Source organism: Yoonia sp. SDW83-1 (assembly GCF_046762885.1).
Classification (GTDB): domain Bacteria; phylum Pseudomonadota; class Alphaproteobacteria; order Rhodobacterales; family Rhodobacteraceae; genus Yoonia.
In genome coordinates this window covers 342,888-366,324 of record NZ_JBKQXO010000002.1, presented here as the reverse complement: position 1 = coordinate 366,324, position 23,437 = coordinate 342,888, and the positions used below count along the sequence as shown (strand labels likewise).

The window sequence follows — 23,437 nt, the reverse complement described above, 5'->3', positions numbered from 1 at the left end:
CTTGAACTCGCGGCTGAACACTCTTCTCGTCATGTAGATTCTCCAGTTTCATAAACACCTTATCTCGGTGTCCACGAAACCGGCAGCAGGCCACATGTCGGTCGGATCATGCTGGTGCGGTAACGTCGAACGCATCATTGAAGGCATTTTTCCCTAATGACGCTATTGCAGCGCTCAACGCGCTTCCTAACCCTGACCATGTACAGTCAGATGGGAACAGGTATGTGGCGTTCCAAAAATCCAGGATCAGCGAATGGCAGGGAGTAAATCGAGAATTTCACGGACGTACGCTCGAAGAAGCACTTGTTTATGAAAACTTGGCACATTTCTCAGATGGAAACCTAAGCATCGGTGTCGAGCTTCCCGAAGACCACAACGACCTCATTGAGGCGGTGTTCAAACGCATTGGCAGCAGGTCGTTCAAAAAGACAGAATTCGCACTCGACTTGTTGTCTAACGATGATGAGTGGGCAACTCCTACCTACATCTCCGATGGTCTAGTTTGGCTCCAAGAAAAACTCAATCCACCAGTTCCGAACGCAGAAGCTGCACAATGACCTCAGATTTGATACCAACTCAGGCTGACACGCTGATTTCCGAATGCTTGGAAACGTCCCGGTCGTTTGCGGTCGTTGCTGGCGCTGGTTCAGGCAAGACTACGTCGCTAGTTGAAGCTCTAAGGCAGGTTCGGGAGCAGCGGGGGAAAGAACTGCGACAAGCCGGGCAGAGAATCGTTTGCATAACCTATACCAACAGGGCCGTAGACGTTATCTCATCGCGCCTGAAGTTTGATCACTTGTTTCTTATATCGACATTACACGGTTTTCTTTGGGGCGAGATTTCTAGATTTCAGAACGATATTCGAGAGGCTCTAAAGTCCAAAATCATTCCCGACCACTTGGACAAAGCACAAGAAAAAAACACCGGAAAGAACACCAGGACGGCCCGCCGAGCAAAAGCCAAAGTTGACAGGCTCTCCGCCGCCCTGGAGGTGATCGATGAGGTACGCGAATTTCGGTACAAGGAAGCGGCGGCAAGCAATTATGTCGAGGGCATCATCAACCATGATGATACGATCGACATATCGGCGCACATCATCCTAACCAAACCAGTTCTGAGGAAAGCACTCGGCTTCAAATTCCCTTATATTTTTGTGGACGAAGCTCAGGACACTTTTGGCAACGTTGTCGAAGCGTTGAACGCAATCTGTGCAGACGAAGGTCTTCCCATTGTTGGTTATTTCGGCGATCCGATGCAGCAAATCTACGACAAGAGAGCCGGATCATTCTCCGGTCCTGCAGGGGCTATGAACATTACCAAGACCGAGAATTTTCGGTGTTCAACCAGCGTGTTAACTTTGCTCAATGCTTTTCGAAAGGATGTCCAGCAAGTTGCTGCTGGTGACAATGCCGACAGAGTTGGCAGTGTAGAAATGACTATCGTCCAAGCACCAAATCCGACCGGTGGGCGAGGCAGGTATTCCGATGAAGAACTTGCCCAAGTATCGGCCAAGTTTGATGACGCCCTCGAAAAGTGGGGTTGGTCTGACCGAAACGGCGTAAAGCGCCTCTTTTTGGTGAGAAAAATGATTGCTCGCCGACAGGGCTTCAGCGACCTGCACAGGTTGTTCACGGGGCCCTTCGCATCGTCCAAGGCACAAGAAGAGTACGAAGCGGGTTCCCACGCTTTGCTCAAGCCGTTCATTGAGTTCTTGTTCCCGCTGGTCCAAGCCCATCGAGAGGAAAAGAAGAAGGACCTCATTGACGTCTTCAGAAAAGTCTCGCCGAAGTTCCATCCTCAGGGGCCAAGTGCAGATCAACCGTTCAAAACCATCCTGGCTCAAGTTTTGGCTCATGCAGACGTGTTGTCAGAAATGTGGGAGAAATGCACGGCTCAGGACCTGCTTCTCTACTGTCATGAAAATCTTCTCCTAGATTTCTCAGACCGTGTTATGCACCACTTGGAACGGGAGTGCCGAACAGAAGAGTTTGACGACGACAACCCTGAACATGTCCTTGAAAAGGGCGACTGGTTGGCTGACGTATTCTTCACGATGGGCACATCGGAGATGGCCAATTACGTGAATTTCGTGACTGACAACACGCCTCTGAGTACCCAGCACGGAGTAAAGGGCGAGGAATACAATGACGTGCTGGTCGTTTTTGATGACGTAGAAGCAGCTTGGAACCAATACAGCTTCCGAAAAACACTGACGCCGGAAACGGCAGGGGAACCCTCTGATGGACAACGGGAGAAGAGCGAGAAACTGGCCTACGTTTGTTTCTCAAGGGCGGCGGACAACCTGAGAATTCTATTTTTCTCGCAAGACGCAGAATCTTCCAAGAAGGAGTTGGTTGCCGCTGAATATCTTTCCGAAGATCAGATAATGGTGCTTAGTTGACCCCGCTGTTTAGTCTCAGACCTATACAGGTGAGCCTTGAACAAAACTCGGCACCCCAATGATAATCTAGTCGAAAGCAACCAACTCGTTCGCTCTGTGCCAGACGACGTTTTTTGCTTTCCAAGATCCGATCTTTGGAAGCCGGCGATGTGGAACATCATCGGGGACTACTTGGGTCAAGATGTCAAAGACGCGTTTGTTCGAAATCCTCCCAAGTACGTCGTGTCGGATGACCTCGGTTGGCTGGACGAAATCATTCTTGAGACACGCGATAAACTTGTTTCAATGAAACAAATCGCAGCTGAGCGGATGGTCTCGCACTATCGCGCCTTTCGGGTATCACACGGAACCCGAACAGCCTATGTAGATAGTTTTTATTGCCAAGGGTTGAGAAAGATTCGCTCTGAAGAATTCGACAGGCTCGCTCGCGAACTGCTTCTCACCCAAGAGTTTTCTTATGCCTCTGAGAAGTCTCTCGTTGCGGCAATAGAAGAGATCGATGCCAAAGGACCAGGATGCAGGGAGGGCTACCTTTACTTCTGCGCGGATGAGCAGGAGCTAATAGAAAACGCCGGACATTATTTGATCTACGGCAGTGAGTACTTGTATTGCCTCGCTATTCGCGTTGTTGGAGCTTGGCGTGCGCAAAAACTACTTACCTCAATTGGCAAGCCAACGATGATTGTCTGTGATCTTCCGTACGGTTATCTATCTCCCGATCAGCAGGGTGAGTTCGCCGGAATGTGCCTGGAAGTCATGTTCAGTGAATTGCTGGGACGGAACGATAACTACGGACATGGTACAGCAGTTATGTTGAGTCGTGATGTTCCTTCCAAATACATAGTCGGGCACTACCATCCTCAAAAGATTCGTGACCCCTTCAATTGATGAATGACCGTTTTCTTCACTCGGGCTGGATGATCTTGCACCGATAGCGAACGGCAGTTCCCCGCCGTCCGAGCTAAACGCTTGTTGTCCGAAAAGCATCTAGATCAAGCGCCGCTGTCGCGGAACCGCCTTCGTCCTTCGGCCCTCTGTGCCGCATTGGCCACAAGCGTTCCGATATGTGAGGTCTACACGCTTGAGGCCAATGCTACTGTTAAGTGTCATGCAACCGATGCCGAACAGTAATTAAAGGCAGTGCCGAGTGAGTTTGTAATGAGCACTTCATCATCTCCGGACGCCATCGCAACATGCCACGGCTTGCCAAAGACGGCCGCAAACGCAGCTTCTTTGGCTTGCCCGTTGTTGATGATAAGCATGTCAGAGCGAAAGACATCGCCACGCTCCCATTCTACGACTTCTGGCGTGAAGGCTATGACCTGCCGCAGCTTGATCATATCGAAGACCCGGCCGGTCAGCTCATCCCAATTGAGGATAGGAAACGCTTCTCAAAGCACTTCGTTGCCACTGGGCGACATCTTCCGTCCCGCTCACCTGCACCTACTCAACCCATGACGAGGCTACTGGCACAGTTTTGGCAATTGTTTCGATTGGTGGCGAAACTTGGAGAAAAGACGGGGCGAAATGTTACCAACACCTCACAGTCCGTGGATGGCTTTCGGTTGGCCTGTTGATTTGCGTTGCCGGCCTAACCGTCTAGAAAGAGCACGATCAGGCTCAAGAGCAAGCCAACCTTAACTCTCAAATTGCTGAAATGCGACGCTCGATGGGCGGTATACTGACAAGTGAGGAGTATTCTTTGGTAAACATTGGTACGCCTGCTGGCCTATTAATTGAGAGCCTTGGACAGCCAATCGTTGACGCCCAAGACGAAAATCTCGTCTGTAACGGTTCTCTACGCTATCTTCGCTGGTCCGATGTTGGACGAAATTCCGTTCAGGTGCTTCTTGACGAAACGGATCGAGTGATTGGGTTCTCTTTGTATCGCGACGACGAGCCCGTTCAGTATGCAAATTTGATGTTGGAGCCGTGGACGCCATGGGACCCGAAGCCTGATACTAGAAACAGATTGATCAGTTATGGAGATGCGCGCTTTTTCGGGTTCGTTGACGATTTGGGGAGCGCCGCTCCAAACAATTACCACACAGTTTACATAGGATGGTTTGCAAGCCGCGAGCATTCGGAGGCCATCTTTGCTTTAGAGCGTTTCTACGACGCTGGCGACCAGATCGTCGACCCTGAAAACTGGGAAGCGGGGCTGGGAATGACCTATGCCCACTTCCGAGCGTTGACCGAGGATTTGCCAACGCCAAAGCTCGGCGTCTTCTCTGAACTCTCTCGGGATGGCTGCCTAGAGGAGCCAGCAGGTGACGAGCCGGGGGCCGAACAAGGCAGAGTAGCATCTGCACTGCCAGCGCGATCATGACCTGCGGCAGCAGATAGGGCGCAACCGTCGGGATTATGCCAAGGCGGAGCTGCCCCGCCAGCGGCCCCGTGGTCAAGCGGGCGAGGTCGTTCAGCTCTCCGACCTGCACTAGGATCCTGCGCGCACGCTCAAGGAAAGCCTTGCCGAGGCTGGTCAGGCCGACCTTTCGCGCGCTACGTTCCACAAGCGGCGAGCCCAGCATCGCCTCCAGCTCTTTGATCTGCATGGAAAGGGCCGGTTGCGAAATGCCGCAGGATTCGGCGGCGCGACCGAAGTGGGTGTGCCGGGCCAGTGCGTCGAAATGACGAAGGTGCTTGAGGGTGAGGCCGATCATTAGCGTAGGTTATCGCTTCGGTTAGGAGAATCAATTGGGTTTTATGATTGCAGCCAGTTAGAATAGTTCTAGCCTGTGAGAAATATGCAGACTCATCAGATACGGAGCGGACAATGGACGGAAACAATGTGATGAAGGGCGGGTGTCCCGTCATGCACGGCGGCAATACCGAAATCGGCAACAGCCCGACCCGGTGGTGGCCCAAGACGCTGAACATTCAAATTCTTCACCAGCACGATGCCCGTGCGAACCCCATGGACCCCGACTACAACCATCGGGAGGCCGTAAAATCACTTGATTTTCAGGGGGTCTGGGATGACGTCGACAAGCTTCTGACCGACAGCCAGGTCTGGTGGCCAGCGGACTGGGGTCATTACGGTGGCCTGTTCATTCGCTTGTCCTGGCATGCGGCCGGGTCCTACCGTTTGGGCGACGGTCGTGGCGGTGCCGGAACCGGCAACATCCGCTTTGAGCCGCTGAACTCCTGGCCCGACAACGCCAGCCTTGATAAGGCGCGGCGCATCCTGTGGCCGGTGAAGAAGAAATACGGCAACGCCCTGTCCTGGGCCGACCTGCTGGTACTAGCCGGGACGGTCGCGTACGCCAACATGGGCCTGAAGGTCTATGGTTTCGCCTTTGGTCGCGAAGACATCTGGGCCCCCGAGATCGACATCAACTGGGGCAACGACAGCCAGATCCTCGCGCCGACAAACGAGCGTGTGGAAGACATCTCGGACGCGACAACGATGGACAACCCGTTCGCGGCGTCGCACATGGGCCTGATCTACGTGAATCCCGAAGGAGTGAACGGCAATCCCGATCCGGCAGAGACGGCGAAATACGTCCGCATGACCTTTGGCCGCATGGCGATGGACGACGTCGAAACCGCAGCCCTTACCGTGGGTGGCCACACCGTCGGCAAATGCCACGGCGGTCTGGCAGCGGACGAAGTCGGGCCGGGCCCGGCTGGCGCGGACATCGTGAATGCAGGCTTTGGCTGGAGCGATCCGGGCTTCAATGGCAAGGCTAACACCGCCCATACCTCCGGCCTCGAAGGGGCGTGGACGTCGAACCCGACAAAGTGGGATAGCGGCTATCTTGAACTGCTCTTCAAGTACGAGTGGAAACCTGTGAAATCTCGCGCCGGGGCCTGGCAGTGGGAGCCGATCGACATCGCCGAAGAGGACAAGGTCCCCGACGCTTCGGACCCGTCGATCAAGCACAACCCGATCATGACGGATGCCGACATGGCGATGAAGGTCGATCCGATCTACCGAGAAATCTGCGAGAAGTTCTACGCCAACCCGGACTACCTGTCCGAGACCTTTGCAAAGGCCTGGTTTAAGCTGACCCACCGCGACATGGGTCCGAAAGCCAATTACTATGGTCCCTTCGTGCCGTCCGAAGACCTGATCTGGCAAGATCCGGTACCTGCGGGTTCCACCAACTACGACGTGGACGCGGTCAAGACGAAAATCGCCGACAGCGGCCTGACCGCCGCTGAAATGATCGCAACCGCCTGGGACAGCGCCCGAACCTATCGCGGCTCGGACATGCGGGGCGGCGCCAACGGCGCACGTATCCGTCTTGCGCCGCAAAAGGACTGGGAAGGCAATGAACCCGCCCGGCTGGCCAAGGTGCTTGGCATTCTGGAGCCCATCGCTGCCGATGCGGGTGCGTCCATTGCAGACGTGATCGTGTTGGCGGGCAATGTTGGTCTGGAGCAGGCCATCAAGGCCGCTGGTCATGACGTTGCCGTGCCCTTCGTGGCGGGCCGTGGTGATGCCACCGACGCGATGACCGACGCCGACAGCTTCTCGGTTCTCGAACCGGTGGCGGACGGCTTCCGCAACTGGGAAGAGACCGATTACGGAGTTCCTGCCGAAGAAATGTTGCTCGACCGGGCGCAGCTTCTCGGCCTGACCGGCGCAGAGATGACCGTGCTGGTTGGCGGGCTTCGGATGCTCGGGGTCAACTACGGCGGCTCAAAGCATGGTGTCTTCACCCATCGCGAAGGGCAGTTGACCACTGACTTCTTCCAGACGATCACCGACATGGACTACAAGTGGGTCCCGGTCGCGGAAGACGGTACATACCAGTTGCAGGACCGTGCTACCGGTGAGGTCAAGTACACGGCGACACGTGCTGACCTTGTGTTCGGGTCGAACTCGATCCTGCGGGCCTTCGCCGAAGTCTATGCACAGGATGACAACGAGGCAAAATTCGTGCGTGACTTCGTCGCTTCATGGACGAAGGTGATGAACGCCGACCGCTTCGATCTTGTAGCCTAAGCCAATCGCGGTTCGGTCAGGCCGGAGCCTGACCAAACCACCTCAATGTCCCAAAACCCAAAGGAAATCGAAGGGCGTGCACGGAAGATTCCGCACATCAAACGGCCGGTTGAACCGGTTGACGACGGCTATATCCCCCAACGGATCCACCGACAATACCGGCCTCCTGCTGACCATCCCACTAACGACTTACGCCGTAGATCCACGCCACGCGGCGAATTGCTAAGCGAACGGCAAGAGGGCGCCAACGGAGCAGGCGCGACGAAGGCTGCTAACCGCGCTTGATCCCTGCCTCGCAAGACCGGCAGGCATACTTGGGCGTCAAGTTACGATGGCGCAGAACTGCGCGGGCACGATATCCAGCCGTTCGATGACATCTTCGCCAATGATGTGACGATCACACGCGGCCCATTCCGGCCATTGCCGGTGCTGTCTTGCGCTGCGGTGCGGCTTCGCCAAACCGGCCTTTCACTGCAACTGCAAAGACTAGCGCAGTTTTGGTGTCGGCTGTGCGGGACGACGTGGATGTTAGACCACCCAATGCTAAGGTCTGCTTTCGGTAAAAGTCGCGGCCATGTGCGTTTAATACAGAAACGCGATCAATCTGTAGAATGCGTTCGGCTGTTCTCATCTTGGGAAAGCCTCAAACAATACCGCCACCTGCCCCACTCACGGCCGGTCGCTCTGCGGCCACCTGCGCGCGATAGCCTGACGCACGATACGCCGCGACTGGGTCAATAGCCCCTCCATTTTCAAGCCGTGCCATCGCAAGCACGGGTTCCACATCCGTCCGGAACCCATGCTTCAATGTGGTCGTCGCCATAAGTGCGTCGTTGTCTTCCTGAAAGCCGACCAGGGCAGTGCGATCCACCAACAAAGCCTGCGCATAGGCGCGTTGCACTTCGGTGGCGGACACCATGAGGCTTTCAATCGGGTCCGTCACATTGTGACTTTGATCAAGCATGTGCATAGGGTTGAAATCAGGGTTCGCCTCGGCCTCCACCAATTCGCTGAAGACAAGGAAAAGACGGTAGGGATCAATGCTGCCGGTATCCAAATCATCGTCACCATATTTGCTGTCATTAAAATGGAACCCGCCCAGCTTGCCGAACTGGGTCAGGCGCGAGACGATCATTTCTATATTCACATTGGGCGCGTGGTGGCCAAGGTCCACCAGACATTTGGCCTTGGCGCCCAACTGCTGTGCAATCAACAGGTTGGTGCCCCAATCCTGAACAACAGTCGAATAGAACGCAGGCTCGTACATCTTGTGTTCGGTCAACAGTGTCCAATCGTTCGGTAACGCGCCGTAAACCTGTTTGGCGGCGTCTAGGTAACGTTCGAATTGTTTGGTGAAGTTGGCCTGACCCGGAAAATTCGACCCGTCCCCGACCCAGATCGTCAATGCCTTGGACCCGATTTGCGCGCCCAATTCGATGCAGGCGATGTTGTGGTCCACGGCTTGCTGACGTGTCGCGGCGTCCACATGTGCTAAGGATCCGAATTTGTAGCTGTGTTCTTGACCGGGTTGATCCTGGAACGTGTTGGAGTTTATCGCGTCAAAGCGCAGTCCAATTTCCTCGGCTTTGCTGTTCAGATCGGCAGCGGGCTGTGTGTCCCACGGGATATGCAGCGAGACCGATGGCGTGGCGCATGTCAACTGATGGATCACGCCGCAATCGTCCAACTTGTCAAAGATATTGCGCGGCTCGCCTGCTCCTGGAAAACGTGCGAACCGTGTGCCGCCGGTGCCAACACCCCAGCTAGGCACGGCCACACCATATTGGGCGACCTTCTCCTTGATCCTGGTAATGTCGATGCCGCGCCGGTCGAGGTGTTCGCCAAGCGCGTCATAGTCGGCCTTCAATTTGGCCAGCGCCGCGTCATTGGCCTTTGAGATGATATCTGACTGGATCATGTGCCCGCCCCTTACCGTGTGAACGCTTGTACGTTGCCTGCGTCCACGTTGATGATGTTTCCGGTCGATTTGGCTGAAAGGTCGGAGGCAAGGAAATAGGCCGCCTCGGCGATGTCTTCGGGCAGCACCGAGCGCTTGAGCATGGACCGCTCACGATACATCGCCTCAAGCCCGTCCTTATCGGTGCCATAAGTGCCCGCGCGTTGATCAAGCCATTCGCCCTGCCAGATCTTGCTGCCCTTAAGAACGGCATCGGGATTCACCACATTCACCCGCACGCCCATTGGCGCGCCTTCAAGGGCCAGACACCGGGCGAGGTGAATTTCAGAAGCTTTCGCGGTGCAATAGGCCGACGCATTGGGCGACGCTGCAAGCCCGTTCTTGGACGCAACAAAGACAACCGCTCCGCCGATATTTTGCACCTTGAGCAGCCTGAACGCCTCGCGGCTGACAAGGAAATACCCGGTCGACAGGATCGCCATGTTCTTGTTCCACAAATCCAGCGTTGTCTCTTCGACAGGCGCGGAGCTTGCGATGCCTGCATTCGACACCAGAATGTCGACACCGCCAAATTCTGCAGCGATCTCAACATAGGCTGCGGCCACCGCGTCTTCGCTAGTGACATCCATGTTGACCGTGCGCACGACGTCTGCGGAATACCGCGTGCTTAGCGCATCCGCCGTTTCAGCCAATGCCGCTTCGTCAATATCGGCCAGCATCACGCACGCACCTTCGCGCAAGTAGCGTTCCGCCGTGGCAGCGCCAATGCCGCCTGCCCCGCCTGTGACAAGGGCCACGCGGCCAGCCATCGACTTGGGCGCAGGCATGCGTTGCAACTTGGCCTCTTCCAGAAGCCAGTACTCGATGTCGAACGCCTCTTGTTCCGGCAGACCCTGGTATTCCGAAACCGCATCGGCTCCGCGCATCACGTTGATCGCGTTGACGTAAAACTCACCGGATATGCGCGCAGTGGCTTTGTCTTTGGCAAAGGTGATCATGCCAACGCCCGGGATCAAATAGACCACCGCATTGGGGTCACGGATGGCGGGGCTGTCGTCGCGTTTGCAGCGATCGTAGTAGACCAAATATCCTTCGCGATAATCCGCAATAGCATCGGCCAACCCTGCCAAGGTTTCATCAACATCTGGTTTTGCGGGGTCAAAATCCACCACCAGCGGACAGATTTTCGTGCGCAGGAAGTGGTCCGGGCAGGATGTACCTAAGGCGGCCAGCCGCTCCATGTCTTTGGCATTCACAAATTCCAGAACCGCATCACTGTCGGTGAAATGACCCACCATGTGCTGCTGTCCGGATACCATGCCGCGAATGGCAGGCATGAGGCGGGCTGCCGTGGCACGGCGTGCATCCGCGTTCAGGCTTTGATGAACCGCTCCGCCGAATGCCGACTTGCCTGCGGTCCTCTCGGCGAACCAATCCATCGCCGTCTGGATCACCTCCAGCGTCAGATCATAGCAATCCTGCGCATCATCGGCCCAAGTGAACAAACCGTGGCTTTCCAGAACCACACCCTTCGCATCAGGGTTCTTTTCGCAATAGTTCGACAGCCAGAGGCCCAGCTCATATCCCGGTTTCTTCCACGGCAACCACCCGATGCTGTCGCCAAAAATCTCTTGCGTCAGCGCCTTGCTGTCCTTGGCTGCGGCAATCGCGATAATTGCATCGGGGTGCATGTGATCGACGTGTTTTGCGGGGACATAGGCGTGCAGTGGCGTGTCGATAGAGGCCGCGCGCGGGTTCAGATTGAAGGTGCAATGGGGCAAGTAGGCGACCATTTCGTCTTCAAATTCTACTCCGCGGTACAGCCCCCGCAGCGCATTTAACTTGTTCATATAGAGCGTCGAGAATCCATCCATCTTGATCGAACCGACATCCCCGCCTGACCCTTTGACCCACAACACCTCAACCATGTTGCCGTTCAACGGATCAACTTCCATCACCTTGGCGGATGTATTGCCGCCCCCGTAGTTGGTGATTCTCTTGTCCGACCCAAGAAGGTTTGACCGATACAGCAGCTTTTCAGGCTCTGTCATCTTGTTAGAGAAGGTAGCATCCCACTTGTTTTCAAGGCGTTGCGTTTTCGTGGAAGAGGTCATGTGGGTCTCCGTGGACGACGGGTTTAGGCTGCTAACTCCAAATCAAGGTGACTGCGCTGCGCGATCAAGTCAATCACTTTCGATCATAAACAATCATGCTGCATTGCAGAATGATTGTTATTGACAAATAATGATTGACACTGAGCAGCGACTCAATTCACGTTAGGCCAATCGAAAGGGTATCCAATGCACGAGAAAGACAGACATCGCGTTATCCTCTCTGCCGTTCAGGACCGCTCTGTAGTCACGGTCGCGGACCTTTGCGCCCTGACTGGCGCGTCCGAGGCCACGGTACGGCGCGATATCAATACATTGGACGACCAAAAGCGCCTTCGCCGCGTTCGCGGTGGCGCCGAAGCCTTGACCGCGACGCCGTTTGTCGGCCTGTCTGGCCGCCCATTCTCGGTCAATGAAACGATGAACATCGCCGAGAAGCAGGCGATAGCGGCCGCAGCGGTTGAGTTGTGCGAAGACGGCGAACCAATCATCATCAACGGCGGCACGACAACATTTCAGATGGTCCACCCGCTGGCCTCGCGTCGGATGCAGGTCTTCACGAACTCCTTTCCGATAGCCGAGCACCTGCTCAAGAACACGACCAATACGGTTGTGCTGTCGGGTGGCATTATCTACCGGGAACAGAACATTATCCTGTCGCCTTTCGATAATGATGTGACCCGCAATTTCTATGCCAAGCGAATGTTCATGGGTGCGGCGGGCATCGGCCCGCTCGGCCTGATGGAACAAGACCCGCTGCTTATTCAAGCGGAACAGAAGCTCATCGGTCAAGCCGAAGAACTGATCGTTCTGGTGGACAGCTCAAAATTCGCCAACCGCTCAAGTCTGGTGCTTTGCCCGCTTGACCGGATCGACACAATCGTCACCGACGACCGGCTAGAGGACCGCACTGCGACCATGCTGGACGCGGCAGATGTAACACTGATCGTGGTGCCTTCCGGTTCCGCGCAGAAAGAAGGTGTGGCGACGCTGCCAGCCTGATTGAAACCACTCCAGGGAGGAAAACCATGAGTGTATTAAAGAGACTAGTAACTTCCGTTGCGTTGGTCGGCGCCATGTTGGGCACACCTGCCCTTGCGCAAGACGATGTGCGTATCGCTTTGGTCGTCAAGGCACTGGGCATCGGGTTCTTCGAAGCCGCCGCTGAAGGCGCAGAAGAAGCCGCCGCTGAGCTTGGCAATGTCGAGATCATTTATACCGGCCCCACTGACACGACGGCGGAAGGTCAGATCGAGGTCATCAACGCACTGATCGCCCAGCAGGTCGATGCCATTGCGATCTCTGCCAACGACACCGACGCTTTGGTTCCTGCGCTGAAGCGCGCCATGCAGCGTGGTATCACTGTGATCAGCTGGGATTCCGGCGTGGCACCTGAGGGTCGCCAGTTGCACCTGAACCCATCGTCGAATTCGCTGATTGGCAACATGATCATCAAGCTGGCCGCCGATCATCTGCCCGAAGGTGGTGATGTGGCGGTTTTGTCTGCGACCACCACCTCGACCAACCAGAACATCTGGATCGAAGAGATGAACAAGGTCATGGGCAACTATCCGGGCATCAATGTGGTCTCGACCGTGTATGGCGATGACCTTGCCGATAAATCCTACCGCGAGGCCACTGGTCTAATGCAGTCTTTCCCAGATCTGGACGCGATCATCGCGCCGACGTCCGTCGGCATCGTTGCCGCAGCACAGGCTGTTGTGGATGCAGGTAAAGTCGGTGAAGTGAACGTGACTGGCCTTGGCCTGCCGTCCGAGATGGCTGGTGCAATCGAGAGCGGTGCGTCCCAGTCCTTCGCGATCTGGAACCCGATTGATCTGGGGTATTCCGCCACTATGCTGGCCTATGAGCTCAGCCAAAACGGTGTCGAAGCCGCCCCCGGTGCGGAAATTCGGATGGGCCGCATGGGTGCCCTTACGCTGGACGAGAACAACGAAGGCGCCATGGCCGATCCGTTCGTCTATGACGCCAGCAACATCGACCAGTTCAAGTCGATCTTCTAAACGACCCTCCCTGACTGGTCCGGCGTACTACGGTGCGTCGGGCCGGACAACGTCGCCCCGCTCCAAATGAGGTTTCGAATGACGACGCAACCCGCGCCAAATTCGCCCGTCGTGTCCCCGGTTGTTTCCATGGACATGATCACCAAGACCTTCCCCGGAGTGAAGGCACTGGATGAGGTCAAACTGGACCTGTATCCCGGCCAGGTTACTGCCCTTGTGGGCGAGAACGGCGCCGGCAAATCCACCACGGTCAAGATCCTCACTGGAATCTATTTCCCTGACGGCGGCAAAATCCGCATCGACGGCGACCCCATCGCCTTTTCCAATCCCAATGATGCCTCCGACGCGGGCATTACCGCGATCCATCAGGAAACCGTGCTGTTTGACGAACTCTCCGTCGCCGAAAACATCTATATCGGCCATGCTCCGCGCACGCGGTTCGGATTGATCGACAACGCCGAAATGCACCGCGCTGCTACCGCTCTGCTCGAAGAAATCGGCGCGCCGTTCAGTTCACACACCCAATTGCGCGATCTTGGCATTGCCAACAAGCACCTGGTGGCCATCGCCCGCGCCCTATCCGTTGATGCCCGCGTGGTGATCATGGACGAACCCACCGCCGCCCTGTCGCACAAGGAAATCGAAGAGCTGTATGAACTGGTCGAGACCCTGAAATCCCAGGGCAAAGCAATCTTGTTCATAAGCCATAAGTTCGACGAGATTTTCCGCATCGCCGACCGCTACACCGTCTTTCGCGATGGCGCGTTTGTGGGCGACGGTCTGATCGCAGACATCGACGAAGACGCGCTGGTTAAAATGATGGTTGGCCGCGCCGTCGACCATATTTTCCCCGACCGTGATCCTGTTGTAGGAGAGGATGTTCTACAAGTCGTGGGCTATGATCATCCGACCGAATTCGCCGACATCGATTTCACCCTCAAGCGCGGCGAAATCCTCGGTTTCTATGGGCTTGTGGGCGCGGGTCGTTCCGAATTCATGCAGGCCTTGTTTGGCATAACCAAACCCAGCAAAGGCGTGACCAAAATCAACGGTGATATCTGCGTCATCCGGTCCCCCGCAGATGCCGTGAACAACGGGATCGTCTACGTGCCCGAAGATCGTGGTAAACAGGGCGCGATTATCGGATTGCCGATATTCCAGAACATCACCCTTCCGTCCCTTGGTCGCACGTCCCAGCGTGGCCTCCTGCGGCTCGCCGAGGAATTCAAACTGGCGCGCAAATATGCCGAGCGGTTGGATCTGCGCGCTGCATCCCTTGATCAGGACGTCGGCAATCTGTCGGGTGGCAACCAGCAAAAGGTCGTCATCGCCAAATGGCTGGCGACCCAACCGCAAGTCATCATCCTTGACGAGCCCACCAAAGGTATCGACATCGGATCAAAGGCAGCGGTGCACGAATTTATGGCTGAACTGGCAGCACTCGGCCTGTCTGTGATCATGGTCAGCTCTGAGATCCCTGAAGTGATCGGCATGTCTGACCGTGTGATTGTCATGCGGGACGGGCGTATCGCGGCTGAACTCGCAGGCGATGACCTGACCCCGGAAACGCTTGTTCGGCACGCCGCAGGCATCTCTAAAACTCCCGGGAGAGTTCCCGCATGACCCGGCTTATTCCTGTCCGAGAAACCATCCTTGCAGCCGCCATTCTGGTGCTGATGATCCTGATCGCCTCGCGGTTTCCCGGCTTTGTCGCGCCTTCGAACCTCGCCAATGTATTCAACGATACAGCACCTCTGATCATCCTTGCCTTGGGGCAGATGGTCGTGATCCTGACGCGCTGCATTGATTTATCGGTGGCGGCTAATCTGGCGCTCACGGGCATGGCCGTGGCGATGATCAACGTCGCGATGCCCGGCCTGCCAATCCCTGTGATCATTGCGATTGCCATCGGATTGGGCGCTGTGATGGGCGCGATCAATGGGCTGCTGGTCTGGAAGCTGGCGATCCCGCCCATCGTGGTCACTCTTGGCACAATGACCATTTACCGCGGCATGATCTTTCTGATCTCGGATGGCAAATGGGTGAACTCGCACGAGATGTCGCCCGCGTTTACGGCGTTCCCGCGTGCCGAATTTCTTGGTTTGCCAGTTCTGTCGTGGATCGCCATAGCCTGCGTTATCGGCTTTGCGGTCATGATGTCTCGCACCCCGCTGGGTCGGTCCGTCTTTGCAGTGGGCGGCAACCCCCATGCTGCGGTCTATACCGGGATCAATGTCGGCAAGACGCAGTTTCTGGCCTTCGTAATTTCCGGGGCGCTCGCTGGATTGACTGGCTATCTTTGGGTATCCCGCTTTGCAGTAGCCTATGTCGATATCGCAGGCGGATTCGAGCTTGAGGTTGTGGCTGCCTGTGTCATTGGCGGCATCTCAATCGCGGGCGGTATCGGATCGGTCGGTGGTGCAGTCCTGGGCGCGATCTTCCTTGGGGTCGTGAAAAACGCATTGCCTGTCGTCAACATCTCACCCTTCTGGCAACTCGCTATCTCCGGCAGTGCGATCTTGATTGCCGTGGCGTTCAACGCCCGAGGAGGCCGAACCAAAGGCCGTATCATCCTCAAGTCAGCCGAAAAACCGCTGGAGGCCGCAGAATGACCGATACTAGCCTTCAGACCCGCCATGTGCCCGACCGTCTGCAAAGTCGCGCGTATCGGACATTCCGCAGTTGGGAAGCGCTGTTGCTCGCTGTCGCGGTGGCGATCTTCATCGTCAACAGTTTTGCCTCGCCCTATTTTCTGAGCGCGTGGAACCTCAGCGACGCGACCTTCAACTTCACCGAAAAAGCCATGATCGCCTTTGCGATGGCGCTGCTGATCATCTCGGGCGAAATCGACCTCTCGGTTGCGTCGATCATCGCCCTTGCCAGCACCGCGATGGGCCTTGCGTTGCAATACGGCGCGGGCACGCCGGAACTCGTGATCATCGGCTTCACAGTCGGCCTCTTATGCGGAGCGTTCAATGCGGTTTTCGTCACGATCCTTGGGTTGCCGTCCATTGTCGTCACCATCGGCACGATGAGCCTTTTTCGTGGCATCAGCTTTATCATCTTGGGCGATGACGCCTTCCGAGGCTATCCCGCCAGCTTTTCTTGGTTCGGCCAAGGTTATATCTATTGGGTCTTCACAGTTGAAATGCTGCTCTTCTTGATCATCGCGATCATCTACTTTGTGCTCTTGCACAAAACCAACTTTGGCCGCGCGGTGTACGCCATCGGCAACAATCCCACCGGGGCGCTGTTCAGTGGCATCCGGGTTCAGCGTGTGAAGTTCATCTTGTTCCTGCTCACCGGCCTGATGTCCGGCGTGGCAGCGGTTTGCCTGACCTCGCGCCTCGGCTCCACGCGCCCCAGCATCGCCACGGGGATGGAGCTTGAAGTGGTCACGATGGTCGTTCTGGGGGGCGTCAATATCCTTGGCGGATCTGGGTCGATCCCCGGCGTGGTCATTGCAGCCTTTGTTATGGGACTTGTCACCTTTGGCTTGGGTCTGTTGAATGTGCCGGGCATCGTCATGTCGATCTTCATCGGCTTGCTGCTGATCGGCGTCATTGCCTTGCCACGCCTCTGGACGATGGCCGCAGCTCGGAGGGCAAAATGACTGAACGCTACGTGTTTCGCATGCGCCTGAATGATGGAATGGAGGCCGAATACAAGCGCCGCCATGATGAGATCTGGCCGGAGCTGGTGGACCTTTTGCACGACGCAGGGGTCAGCGATTACTCGATCCATTTTGACTCCGAGACCTTGTTGCTGATCGGTGTTCTCGAGCGCCGGTCAAATCACACGATGGACGGGTTGGCAGAACATCCGGTCATGCAGAAATGGTGGGCACATATGGCCGACATCATGGAGGCCGGCCCCGACAACGCACCCGTCGCTGTGCCACTGGAACGTGTGTTCCATTTGCCATGACAGCACCCCAACATGTCGCGGTGATCGACATCGGCAAGACCAACGCCAAACTCGCGTTGGTCGATCTGCCGAGCCTCACCGAAGTGGCCGTGCTAACCCGCCCGAACATCGTGCTGACCGACGGTCCGTGGCCGCACTACGATGTCGAAGGGCACTGGGAGTTTCTGCTCGATGCGCTCAGCCAGTTCCACAAAGAGCACCGCGTGGATGCAATCTCCGTCACGACCCACGGTGCTTGTGCGGCTTTACTGACCCGCGAAGGACAACTCGCCGCGCCGATCCTCGATTATGAACACGAATATCCTAGCCACATCGTAGAAGCCTACACGGCTCTCAAACCGAACTTCGCTGAAACCGGATCACCGACATTGGCAGGCGGCTTGAACATCGGCGCGCAACTGCATTGGCAGTTCACCCAAGTCCCATCATTGCGAGACCGCACCGCGCATATCGTGACATACCCGCAATATTGGGGACATCGCCTTACTGGCGTTGCGGCAACCGATGTTACGTCGATCGGCTGCCACACGGATCTCTGGCAGCCTCGAAAAGGAGTGTTTTCGGACCTACCTGGGCGTTTGGGCATTGCTGACAAGATCGCGCAGGTGCACAAACCCTCTGATGTTTTGGGTGCAATCCGACCTGAAATTGCGCAACTTACCGGTCTGCCCGTCGATACCAACGTTGTCGTTGGCATTCACGACTCCAATGCATCCCTTTATCCTCACCTTCTGACCCAAACAGGTCCGTTTTCTGTGGTCTCGACTGGTACATGGGTTATAGCCATGACACTGGGCGGCGCAGACATTTCTCTGGACTCCAGACGGGATACGCTCATCAATGTCGACGCGCGCGGTGCGCCCGTTCCTAGCGCGCGATTCATGGGCGGGCGAGAATACGAGCTCATCCAACAGGGCCACGTAGCACCATCGACAGCCAAGGACGTGGTAGAGGTCCTGGAACAGCACGTGATGGTTTTGCCAGCAGTAGAGCCACAAACGGGGCCGTTTCAGGGTCGAAAGATGCGCTGGACACCGACAGAGCCAGATCTCGGCACGGGCACAAGATCCGCAGCGCTTTCATTCTACCTTGCTTTGATGACAGACACCTGCCTGCAGCTGACCGGCGCAACCGGCCCAACGATCGTTGAAGGGCCTTTCGCCCGAAATCGTGAATTTACCGCCATGCTTGCGGCCGCAACCGGGAGGGAAGTTCTAACAAGTGACGCCGTTACGGGCACCAGCATTGGGGCCGCTCTCCTTTTCGATCAAAGCGATGGATTGGCCAGGCCAAACTTGGCTCACCCTCCCGGAAATCTTCCAGATCTTCGCAAATACGCAGCCCTCTGGCGATCTGAAACAATTATCTGACCGCACAACCCCACATTCAGCCATGCCCAATTCGCGAGTGGAGAAAACGTCCGCTCTTCGCCCTTTCCGGGTAATGGAGTGTCTCCCAGCACCTGATACTTTGGGCTCTGACCGTCCTGCCGCGGTGCGACATCGCTTGACCAATACGAAGGGCCCGCAGCATGCGTAATTGGGCTGACCCTGAACTGAGGTCGAGCTCCCGATAGGATCACAGGGAAACTGTGAACATGGGAGATTTCGAATGGAATATTTTGCAGGTTTGGATGTATCGCTGCGGTCGTGCGCGGTTTGCATCTTCGATGGCAAAGGCAGGGTTTTGCATGAGCGAGAGCTGCCTTTCGAGATCGAGGAGATTGCAGGGTATCTGACCGCACTTGCCTTTCCGATTGAACGCATTGGCTTTGAATCCGGCACTTTAAGCCAGCATTTGTTTTACGGATTGAAGGCAGAGGGGTTCGATGTCGTCTGCATGTAGGCGCGCCAGGTGAGTGCCGCCCTATCAGCGATGCGCAATAAGACCGATCGCAATGATGCCCGCGGCATTGCCCAAATTCTGCGGACAGGCTGGTTCAGCCCCGTTCACATGAAGAGCCGGGAGGCGCACGGGGTTCGGGCGCTTCTGTGCACGCGAAAGGCCTTGCTGAGCAAGACCATTGATTTGGCAAATGAAGTGCGAGGACTGCTGAAGATATTTGGCATCCGCCTGCCAAAGACAGTGAAGCACGGCAGCTTCGACGGCGTGGTCCGGCCGATGATCGAGATGGATGAGGTTCTGGCTCATGCCATGCTCCTGCTACTCGATGGCTCGGCTAGTTCTGTATCAGCACTTTCTGGAACTCGACCGACGGGTCAAACGAGCAGCCAGTCAGGATGAGGTGTGCATGCGCATGATGACGGTTCCCGGTGTCGGGCCGATTGCAGCTTTGACCTTCAAGGCCGACGTCGACGATCCGTCGCGCTTCAAACGATCTCGCACTGTGGCTGCCCACTTTGGCCTCACGCCCCGGCGATACCAATCTGGCGAACATGACAACCCTGACTGGATATCCAAGGCTGGGGATTGGGATGTCAGGACTACGCTCTATGCAGCCGCCAATGCATTACTCATGCGAACAATGGCCGGATCGCAGATCAAGTCATGGGGTATGCGCTTGATGCGCACCAAGGGTCGTCGCCGCGCAGTTGTGGCTGTTGCTCGCGAATTGGCCGGCCTGCTTCACTGTATGTGGGCGGATGGCACGGAGTTCCGCTCAGAAAAGGCGGAGGGCATTGCATGAACTAAACGCCGGACCACCAATCTGAACAGGATCGTCCTCACCTGACGAGGTTCGTGGATGAAGCCGAAAATTTCTGCTGCTCCACAAAAGCGCGTCTCAAAGCGAGGCTCTCAACGTCGCCATGACAGCAAGTTGCGCGGCTGCGATCTCGTCACACTCGCGGTGACCGATCTTGTCAAAGATGAGCGTGTGCGCGAGGGTGTTTCGGTCATCTAAAGCAAAACCAAGCAACCAGTTCAGTTTGAACTCACTGAAAATACGCCCGAAACCGTCTTGGCTTGGGTCAAATCGCCCGAAATGCTCGCGTGCAGGTTTATGTTTCCTAGTCGGTTCCACGACCGTCCGCACATCTCAACACGCCAATACGGTCGGCTGGTGCATGACTGGGTGACCGCGATTGGCTTGGAGCCAAGCGGATAACGGACCGAAACCAATGCAGGCTATCTGCTGGTCGCAGTTCCCCGACAACCGGTCTACCATACGGATGTCTGTTTTTATGTGCTTGACATGGTCGACTTGCAACTGCGGGGAAAGGCTGCTTCCCATGTAGGTTTTTTCGCTGCGGTCGCAAACCGCATAAAGCAACCGTTCAAACAAACACCGCTAACGGCAGGTCTGTCCCGCACAGTGCGAATTCGACCATCGTGGATTTTGCATTTGTAGCGAAAGTCCGGTTTGACGGGCCGGACTGCAGCATGATGCACAGTAGGTCAATGACCGGTATGGGCCGTTCTTGCCGGTCGAGCCGTGAGCTTCCCGTGTCCGCAAGGGAATCGATCAGCGGACGGTCTTTTGGGCCGTACTCATCGGCGGGATTCGCGTCGGTTGGGACCGTGCTCAACGGCAAGTGATGGATGGTTAGCGCCTACTCCAACCAGATTTGCAATATCAAACTATGCCTGTGACGAGCGGGAATCGCATGATTGCGTTGAAGAGTTTCGCAAGTTCTCGGTCGCAATTCGGGTTCTACGAGAAACGGATTAGTCCAAGTCAGGAAGCAAAATGCGACTTGGCCTTGGCTGGCGCTTGGTGCGTCGACGTGAGTTACCTACGCCTGTCAAATGCAACGATGAGCAGAGCAATCAATGACGGCACAATCTGAAACAGGCCCGGCCGAAGCGAAACGGTGATCGCGGCTGCGATCCCGGCCACCAGAACGAAGCCGAGAAAGCAGATGGCCACGCGGCGCTGCCAGACGCTGTCCCGGATGAAAAGGGCCCAGATCAGACCGACGGCAAGGAAGGCGTTGTAAACCCCTTGGTTTGCGGCCAATTGAGTCGTCTGGGGGAACAGTTCAGCTGGAAATGTGTCAAAAACCACCGGCCCGCGGGTTGTCCAGGCGAAAATCTCGAACCAGGCGATATAAAGATGCAAGGCCGCGATCAGCGCGACCAGAACAAGAAAAAGCGTTCTCATCTGCGGCACCTATTCATCAAAATACGCATTGTGCGTGGTGTAGATGGCCTCGATCGTCGGTGTTAGCCGGTCGAGATGCAGCCGCAAAACCCGATCTGCTGCCTGCGCATCGCCGCCAAACAGCGCCTGCAAGAGCACTTGGTGATCGTCATAGAGAACCTCCATCGCCTCCTTGCTGGTCAGGGCCAACATGCACAAACGATCCACCTGCGCCTTGTTCTCGGCGATGATGTCGAAGGCAAAGGACTGCCGGGCGGAAGCGCATAGAAGCTTGTGAAACTGATAATCCAACTCATGGAACGTACCCACATCCTCGGCCGTGATCGCTTCGGCCTGGTTGCGCAGATTTGCCTTCAAGGCGGCGTCGACGGATTTGTCCCGTGTGCTGGCAGCCAAGCGCACGACTTCCAATTCGACAGCTGTCCGCACGAACCGGGCATTGGCAATCAATTGCCGCGAGAACGGCCTGACGATAGTTGCGCGCTGTGGCCGCACCAAAAGCAGGTTGAGGTTGGCCAGACGCGTAAAGGCCTCACGCACGGGTTGGCGTGAAAACCCGAAGGATTTCGCAACATCCGTTTCCGAGATCTTGGTGCCCGGCAGAAGCTCCAGCCGGGTGATCTGCCCGAACAACGTGTCAAAAACCACGTCGCTGCTTGTTGTTCGCTCTAGGGTTTCCACTGCGACCATGCCTTGCTTCCGCAACCTCCGTTTGGGATCAGTTTGGCAGAGTTTTTGGCAAAACAACAGTGTCAATTTGCATACTAGACGACATGCTACCCTCCATTTTCAGCATAGAAAAGATCATATTTTGCTGGATCTATGAATTTAATTGTTGACTAGTATCCAAGTTTTCGTGTTGGCTATTACAGCAACTGAGGACGGAATAACCGGGCGTGCCAAAGGGGTATCTGACGATCCGCAAACCGGCTGACACCGATCTGGCACCACGGCCGACCAAGGTTTCGAACGAATTACCCGGCCCTGTGGGACCGGCCCAAAAGACAAAACTTGAACCTGATCTGGGAGGATAGAATGTTCAACTTCACTCTGAAGACGATGGCGGTTTCGGCCATTTTACTCGGCGGCGTTACCACTGCGCAGGCCGAAGTCACGCTGCGCGGAGCCAGCATGTTTGACGAGGATCACTCGTTCACCAAGACCTTGCGGGAATTCGAGCGTCTGGTCGCTGAAAACTACGACGGCGAGGTGGCATTCGATCTGCGCCTGAATGGTGAACTCGGGGTGGAAAGCGACTATGTCACCTATCTGAACCAGGGGGTGGCCGTGGATTATACCATCCTCGCGCCGTCCAACATGGCGGTGTTCTCTGAATCCATTCCGCTGATGGACATGCCGTTCCTCTTCCGTGATCTCGACCACTGGAACGCGGTTCTGTCATCCGACGCCTTTGCGCCGCTCGAAGCTGATCTGCGCGAAAGTGCGGGCATCGTCATCGTGGGCTACCATGGCGGCGGCGTGCGCAACCTCGCATCGGCAGAACCGATCACCAACATGGAAGAACTTGCCGATCACCGCATGCGCGTGATGGGAGCCCCAATTCAGGCACAAACCTTTGATGCAGTGGGCGCGGCCCCATCGGCTATCGCGTATAACGAGGTTTACAACGCCATTCAGACCGGCGTAATCGCGGGTTTTGAGAACGAGGCGGCGTCCATCCAGAACCTCAAGTTCTACGAGGTGGCCCCGCATATCTCGCTCACCCAGCACACAATCACCGTGCGTCCGATCGTGATGTCGGCCAAGACCTTTGATGGTCTGGATGCCGATCTTCAGGCCGCGATCATGAATGCCGGCGCAGAAGCCGGTGCGTTTGGCCGTGCCCTTGAAAGCGGTGCTGACGGAAAAATCCTGCAAGAGATGGCCGATGCCGATCAGATCGAGATCCACGCCTTCGACGGCCGCGAGAAGATGCTTGAGCTGGTGCAACCGGTTCAGGACGCTTACGCGGCAGAGCTTGGGGCGACCGAGCTTCTTGAGAACGTGCGCGGCATGTAAAATCCCGGCGTTGACGGGCG

21 protein-coding genes and 3 pseudogenes are annotated in these 23,437 nt (G+C 56.2%); 17 read left to right on the top strand and 7 right to left on the bottom strand.

Going from position 1 to position 23,437, the window contains the following annotated elements; genetic code table 11:
• The first annotated feature begins 137 nt into the window (after nt 1-137).
• The 3 genes from ACFWW4_RS04130 to ACFWW4_RS04120 all read left to right on the top strand — a co-directional run bounded on the left by ACFWW4_RS04130 (nt 138) and on the right by ACFWW4_RS04120 (nt 3,289).
• The gene (locus tag ACFWW4_RS04130) at nt 138-557 is read left to right on the top strand and encodes a hypothetical protein (RefSeq protein ID WP_411889699.1); all 420 of its coding nucleotides are present in this window, start codon (nt 138-140) and stop codon (nt 555-557) included.
• Nucleotides 554-2,401: a UvrD-helicase domain-containing protein gene (locus ACFWW4_RS04125; protein ID WP_411889698.1), complete on the top strand. Its 1,848-nt coding sequence runs from the start codon at nt 554-556 to the stop codon at nt 2,399-2,401. The genes ACFWW4_RS04130 and ACFWW4_RS04125 overlap by 4 nt, the downstream gene beginning before the upstream one ends.
• 147 nt (nt 2,402-2,548) lie before the next feature.
• Nucleotides 2,549-3,289 carry a hypothetical protein gene (locus ACFWW4_RS04120; protein ID WP_411889697.1) on the top strand — a complete coding sequence of 247 codons (741 nt, stop codon included), beginning with the start codon at nt 2,549-2,551 and terminating at the stop codon, nt 3,287-3,289.
• A 218-nt stretch (nt 3,290-3,507) separates the two neighbouring features.
• Here ACFWW4_RS04120 and ACFWW4_RS04115 read toward each other — a convergent pair whose 3' ends face one another.
• On the bottom strand, nt 3,508-3,741 hold the full coding sequence (locus ACFWW4_RS04115; protein ID WP_411889696.1) for a hypothetical protein: 234 nt from the start codon (nt 3,739-3,741) through the stop codon (nt 3,508-3,510).
• 329 nt (nt 3,742-4,070) lie between these two features.
• Between ACFWW4_RS04115 and ACFWW4_RS04110 the strand changes: the two genes are divergently transcribed.
• Nucleotides 4,071-4,730, top strand: coding sequence for a hypothetical protein (locus ACFWW4_RS04110; RefSeq protein WP_411889710.1), 660 nt, complete (start codon nt 4,071-4,073; stop codon nt 4,728-4,730).
• A gap of 154 nt (nt 4,731-4,884) precedes the next feature.
• Here the strand turns inward: ACFWW4_RS04110 and ACFWW4_RS04105 are convergent.
• Nucleotides 4,885-5,064, bottom strand: a pseudogene (locus ACFWW4_RS04105) (LysR family transcriptional regulator); the annotation flags it as partial.
• A 113-nt stretch (nt 5,065-5,177) separates the two neighbouring features.
• Here ACFWW4_RS04105 and katG point away from each other — a divergent pair.
• Entirely contained in the window at nt 5,178-7,355 is a 2,178-nt protein-coding gene (gene katG, locus ACFWW4_RS04100) for a catalase/peroxidase HPI (RefSeq protein ID WP_411889695.1), read from the top strand.
• Between the two features lie 283 nt (nt 7,356-7,638).
• On the opposite strand, the pseudogene ACFWW4_RS04095 reads toward katG, so the two are convergent.
• From ACFWW4_RS04095 to ACFWW4_RS04085, 3 genes and pseudogenes are all read right to left on the bottom strand, one after another.
• Nucleotides 7,639-7,748, bottom strand: a pseudogene (locus tag ACFWW4_RS04095) (IS66 family transposase zinc-finger binding domain-containing protein); the annotation flags it as partial.
• Between the two features lie 250 nt (nt 7,749-7,998).
• Complete coding sequence (gene rhaI / locus ACFWW4_RS04090) at nt 7,999-9,273, bottom strand: L-rhamnose catabolism isomerase (protein ID WP_411889694.1); 1,275 nt, start codon at nt 9,271-9,273, stop codon at nt 7,999-8,001.
• An 11-nt stretch (nt 9,274-9,284) separates the two neighbouring features.
• Nucleotides 9,285-11,387 carry a bifunctional rhamnulose-1-phosphate aldolase/short-chain dehydrogenase gene (locus tag ACFWW4_RS04085; RefSeq protein ID WP_411889693.1) on the bottom strand — a complete coding sequence of 701 codons (2,103 nt, stop codon included), beginning with the start codon at nt 11,385-11,387 and terminating at the stop codon, nt 9,285-9,287.
• 186 nt (nt 11,388-11,573) lie between these two features.
• On the opposite strand from ACFWW4_RS04085, the gene ACFWW4_RS04080 reads away from it, so the two are divergent.
• The 11 genes and pseudogenes from ACFWW4_RS04080 to ACFWW4_RS04030 all read left to right on the top strand — a co-directional run.
• Nucleotides 11,574-12,386: a DeoR/GlpR family DNA-binding transcription regulator gene (locus tag ACFWW4_RS04080; RefSeq protein ID WP_411889692.1), complete on the top strand. Its 813-nt coding sequence runs from the start codon at nt 11,574-11,576 to the stop codon at nt 12,384-12,386.
• A gap of 26 nt (nt 12,387-12,412) precedes the next feature.
• Nucleotides 12,413-13,408, top strand: coding sequence for a rhamnose ABC transporter substrate-binding protein (rhaS, locus tag ACFWW4_RS04075; RefSeq protein ID WP_411889691.1), 996 nt, complete (start codon nt 12,413-12,415; stop codon nt 13,406-13,408).
• 78 nt (nt 13,409-13,486) lie between these two features.
• The gene (locus ACFWW4_RS04070; RefSeq protein ID WP_411889690.1) at nt 13,487-15,031 is read left to right on the top strand and encodes a sugar ABC transporter ATP-binding protein; all 1,545 of its coding nucleotides are present in this window, start codon (nt 13,487-13,489) and stop codon (nt 15,029-15,031) included.
• Nucleotides 15,028-16,020, top strand: coding sequence for an ABC transporter permease (locus ACFWW4_RS04065; RefSeq protein WP_411889689.1), 993 nt, complete (start codon nt 15,028-15,030; stop codon nt 16,018-16,020). Before ACFWW4_RS04070 ends, ACFWW4_RS04065 begins: the two co-directional genes overlap by 4 nt.
• Nucleotides 16,017-17,021, top strand: a complete 1,005-nt coding sequence (locus ACFWW4_RS04060; protein ID WP_411889688.1) for an ABC transporter permease — start codon at nt 16,017-16,019, stop codon at nt 17,019-17,021. Before ACFWW4_RS04065 ends, ACFWW4_RS04060 begins: the two co-directional genes overlap by 4 nt.
• Nucleotides 17,018-17,335, top strand: coding sequence for an L-rhamnose mutarotase (gene rhaM / locus ACFWW4_RS04055; protein WP_411889687.1), 318 nt, complete (start codon nt 17,018-17,020; stop codon nt 17,333-17,335). Before ACFWW4_RS04060 ends, rhaM begins: the two co-directional genes overlap by 4 nt.
• Nucleotides 17,332-18,705 carry an FGGY-family carbohydrate kinase gene (locus ACFWW4_RS04050; RefSeq protein ID WP_411889686.1) on the top strand — a complete coding sequence of 458 codons (1,374 nt, stop codon included), beginning with the start codon at nt 17,332-17,334 and terminating at the stop codon, nt 18,703-18,705. The genes rhaM and ACFWW4_RS04050 overlap by 4 nt, the downstream gene beginning before the upstream one ends.
• Nucleotides 18,706-18,946: 241 nt before the next feature.
• Entirely contained in the window at nt 18,947-19,180 is a 234-nt protein-coding gene (locus tag ACFWW4_RS04045) for a hypothetical protein (protein WP_411889685.1), read from the top strand.
• Nucleotides 19,181-19,210: 30 nt separating this feature from the next.
• A complete protein-coding gene (locus ACFWW4_RS04040; RefSeq protein WP_411889709.1) occupies nt 19,211-19,579 on the top strand; it encodes an IS110 family transposase in 369 nt (122 codons plus the stop codon).
• Nucleotides 19,580-19,586: 7 nt separating this feature from the next.
• Complete coding sequence (locus ACFWW4_RS04035) at nt 19,587-19,982, top strand: transposase (RefSeq protein ID WP_411889684.1); 396 nt, start codon at nt 19,587-19,589, stop codon at nt 19,980-19,982.
• 123 nt (nt 19,983-20,105) lie between these two features.
• Nucleotides 20,106-20,399, top strand: a pseudogene (locus ACFWW4_RS04030) (integrase); the annotation flags it as partial.
• A 627-nt stretch (nt 20,400-21,026) separates the two neighbouring features.
• On the opposite strand, the gene ACFWW4_RS04025 reads toward ACFWW4_RS04030, so the two are convergent.
• Nucleotides 21,027-21,398: a DUF1304 domain-containing protein gene (locus tag ACFWW4_RS04025; RefSeq protein ID WP_411889683.1), complete on the bottom strand. Its 372-nt coding sequence runs from the start codon at nt 21,396-21,398 to the stop codon at nt 21,027-21,029.
• 9 nt (nt 21,399-21,407) lie between these two features.
• Nucleotides 21,408-22,088 (bottom strand): GntR family transcriptional regulator, encoded by a 681-nt coding sequence (locus tag ACFWW4_RS04020; RefSeq protein WP_411889682.1) that lies wholly within the window; start codon nt 22,086-22,088, stop codon nt 21,408-21,410.
• Between the two features lie 345 nt (nt 22,089-22,433).
• Here ACFWW4_RS04020 and ACFWW4_RS04015 point away from each other — a divergent pair, with 345 nt between their 5' ends.
• Entirely contained in the window at nt 22,434-23,417 is a 984-nt protein-coding gene (locus ACFWW4_RS04015; protein WP_411889681.1) for a TRAP transporter substrate-binding protein, read from the top strand.
• Nucleotides 23,418-23,437: the final 20 nt, after the last annotated feature.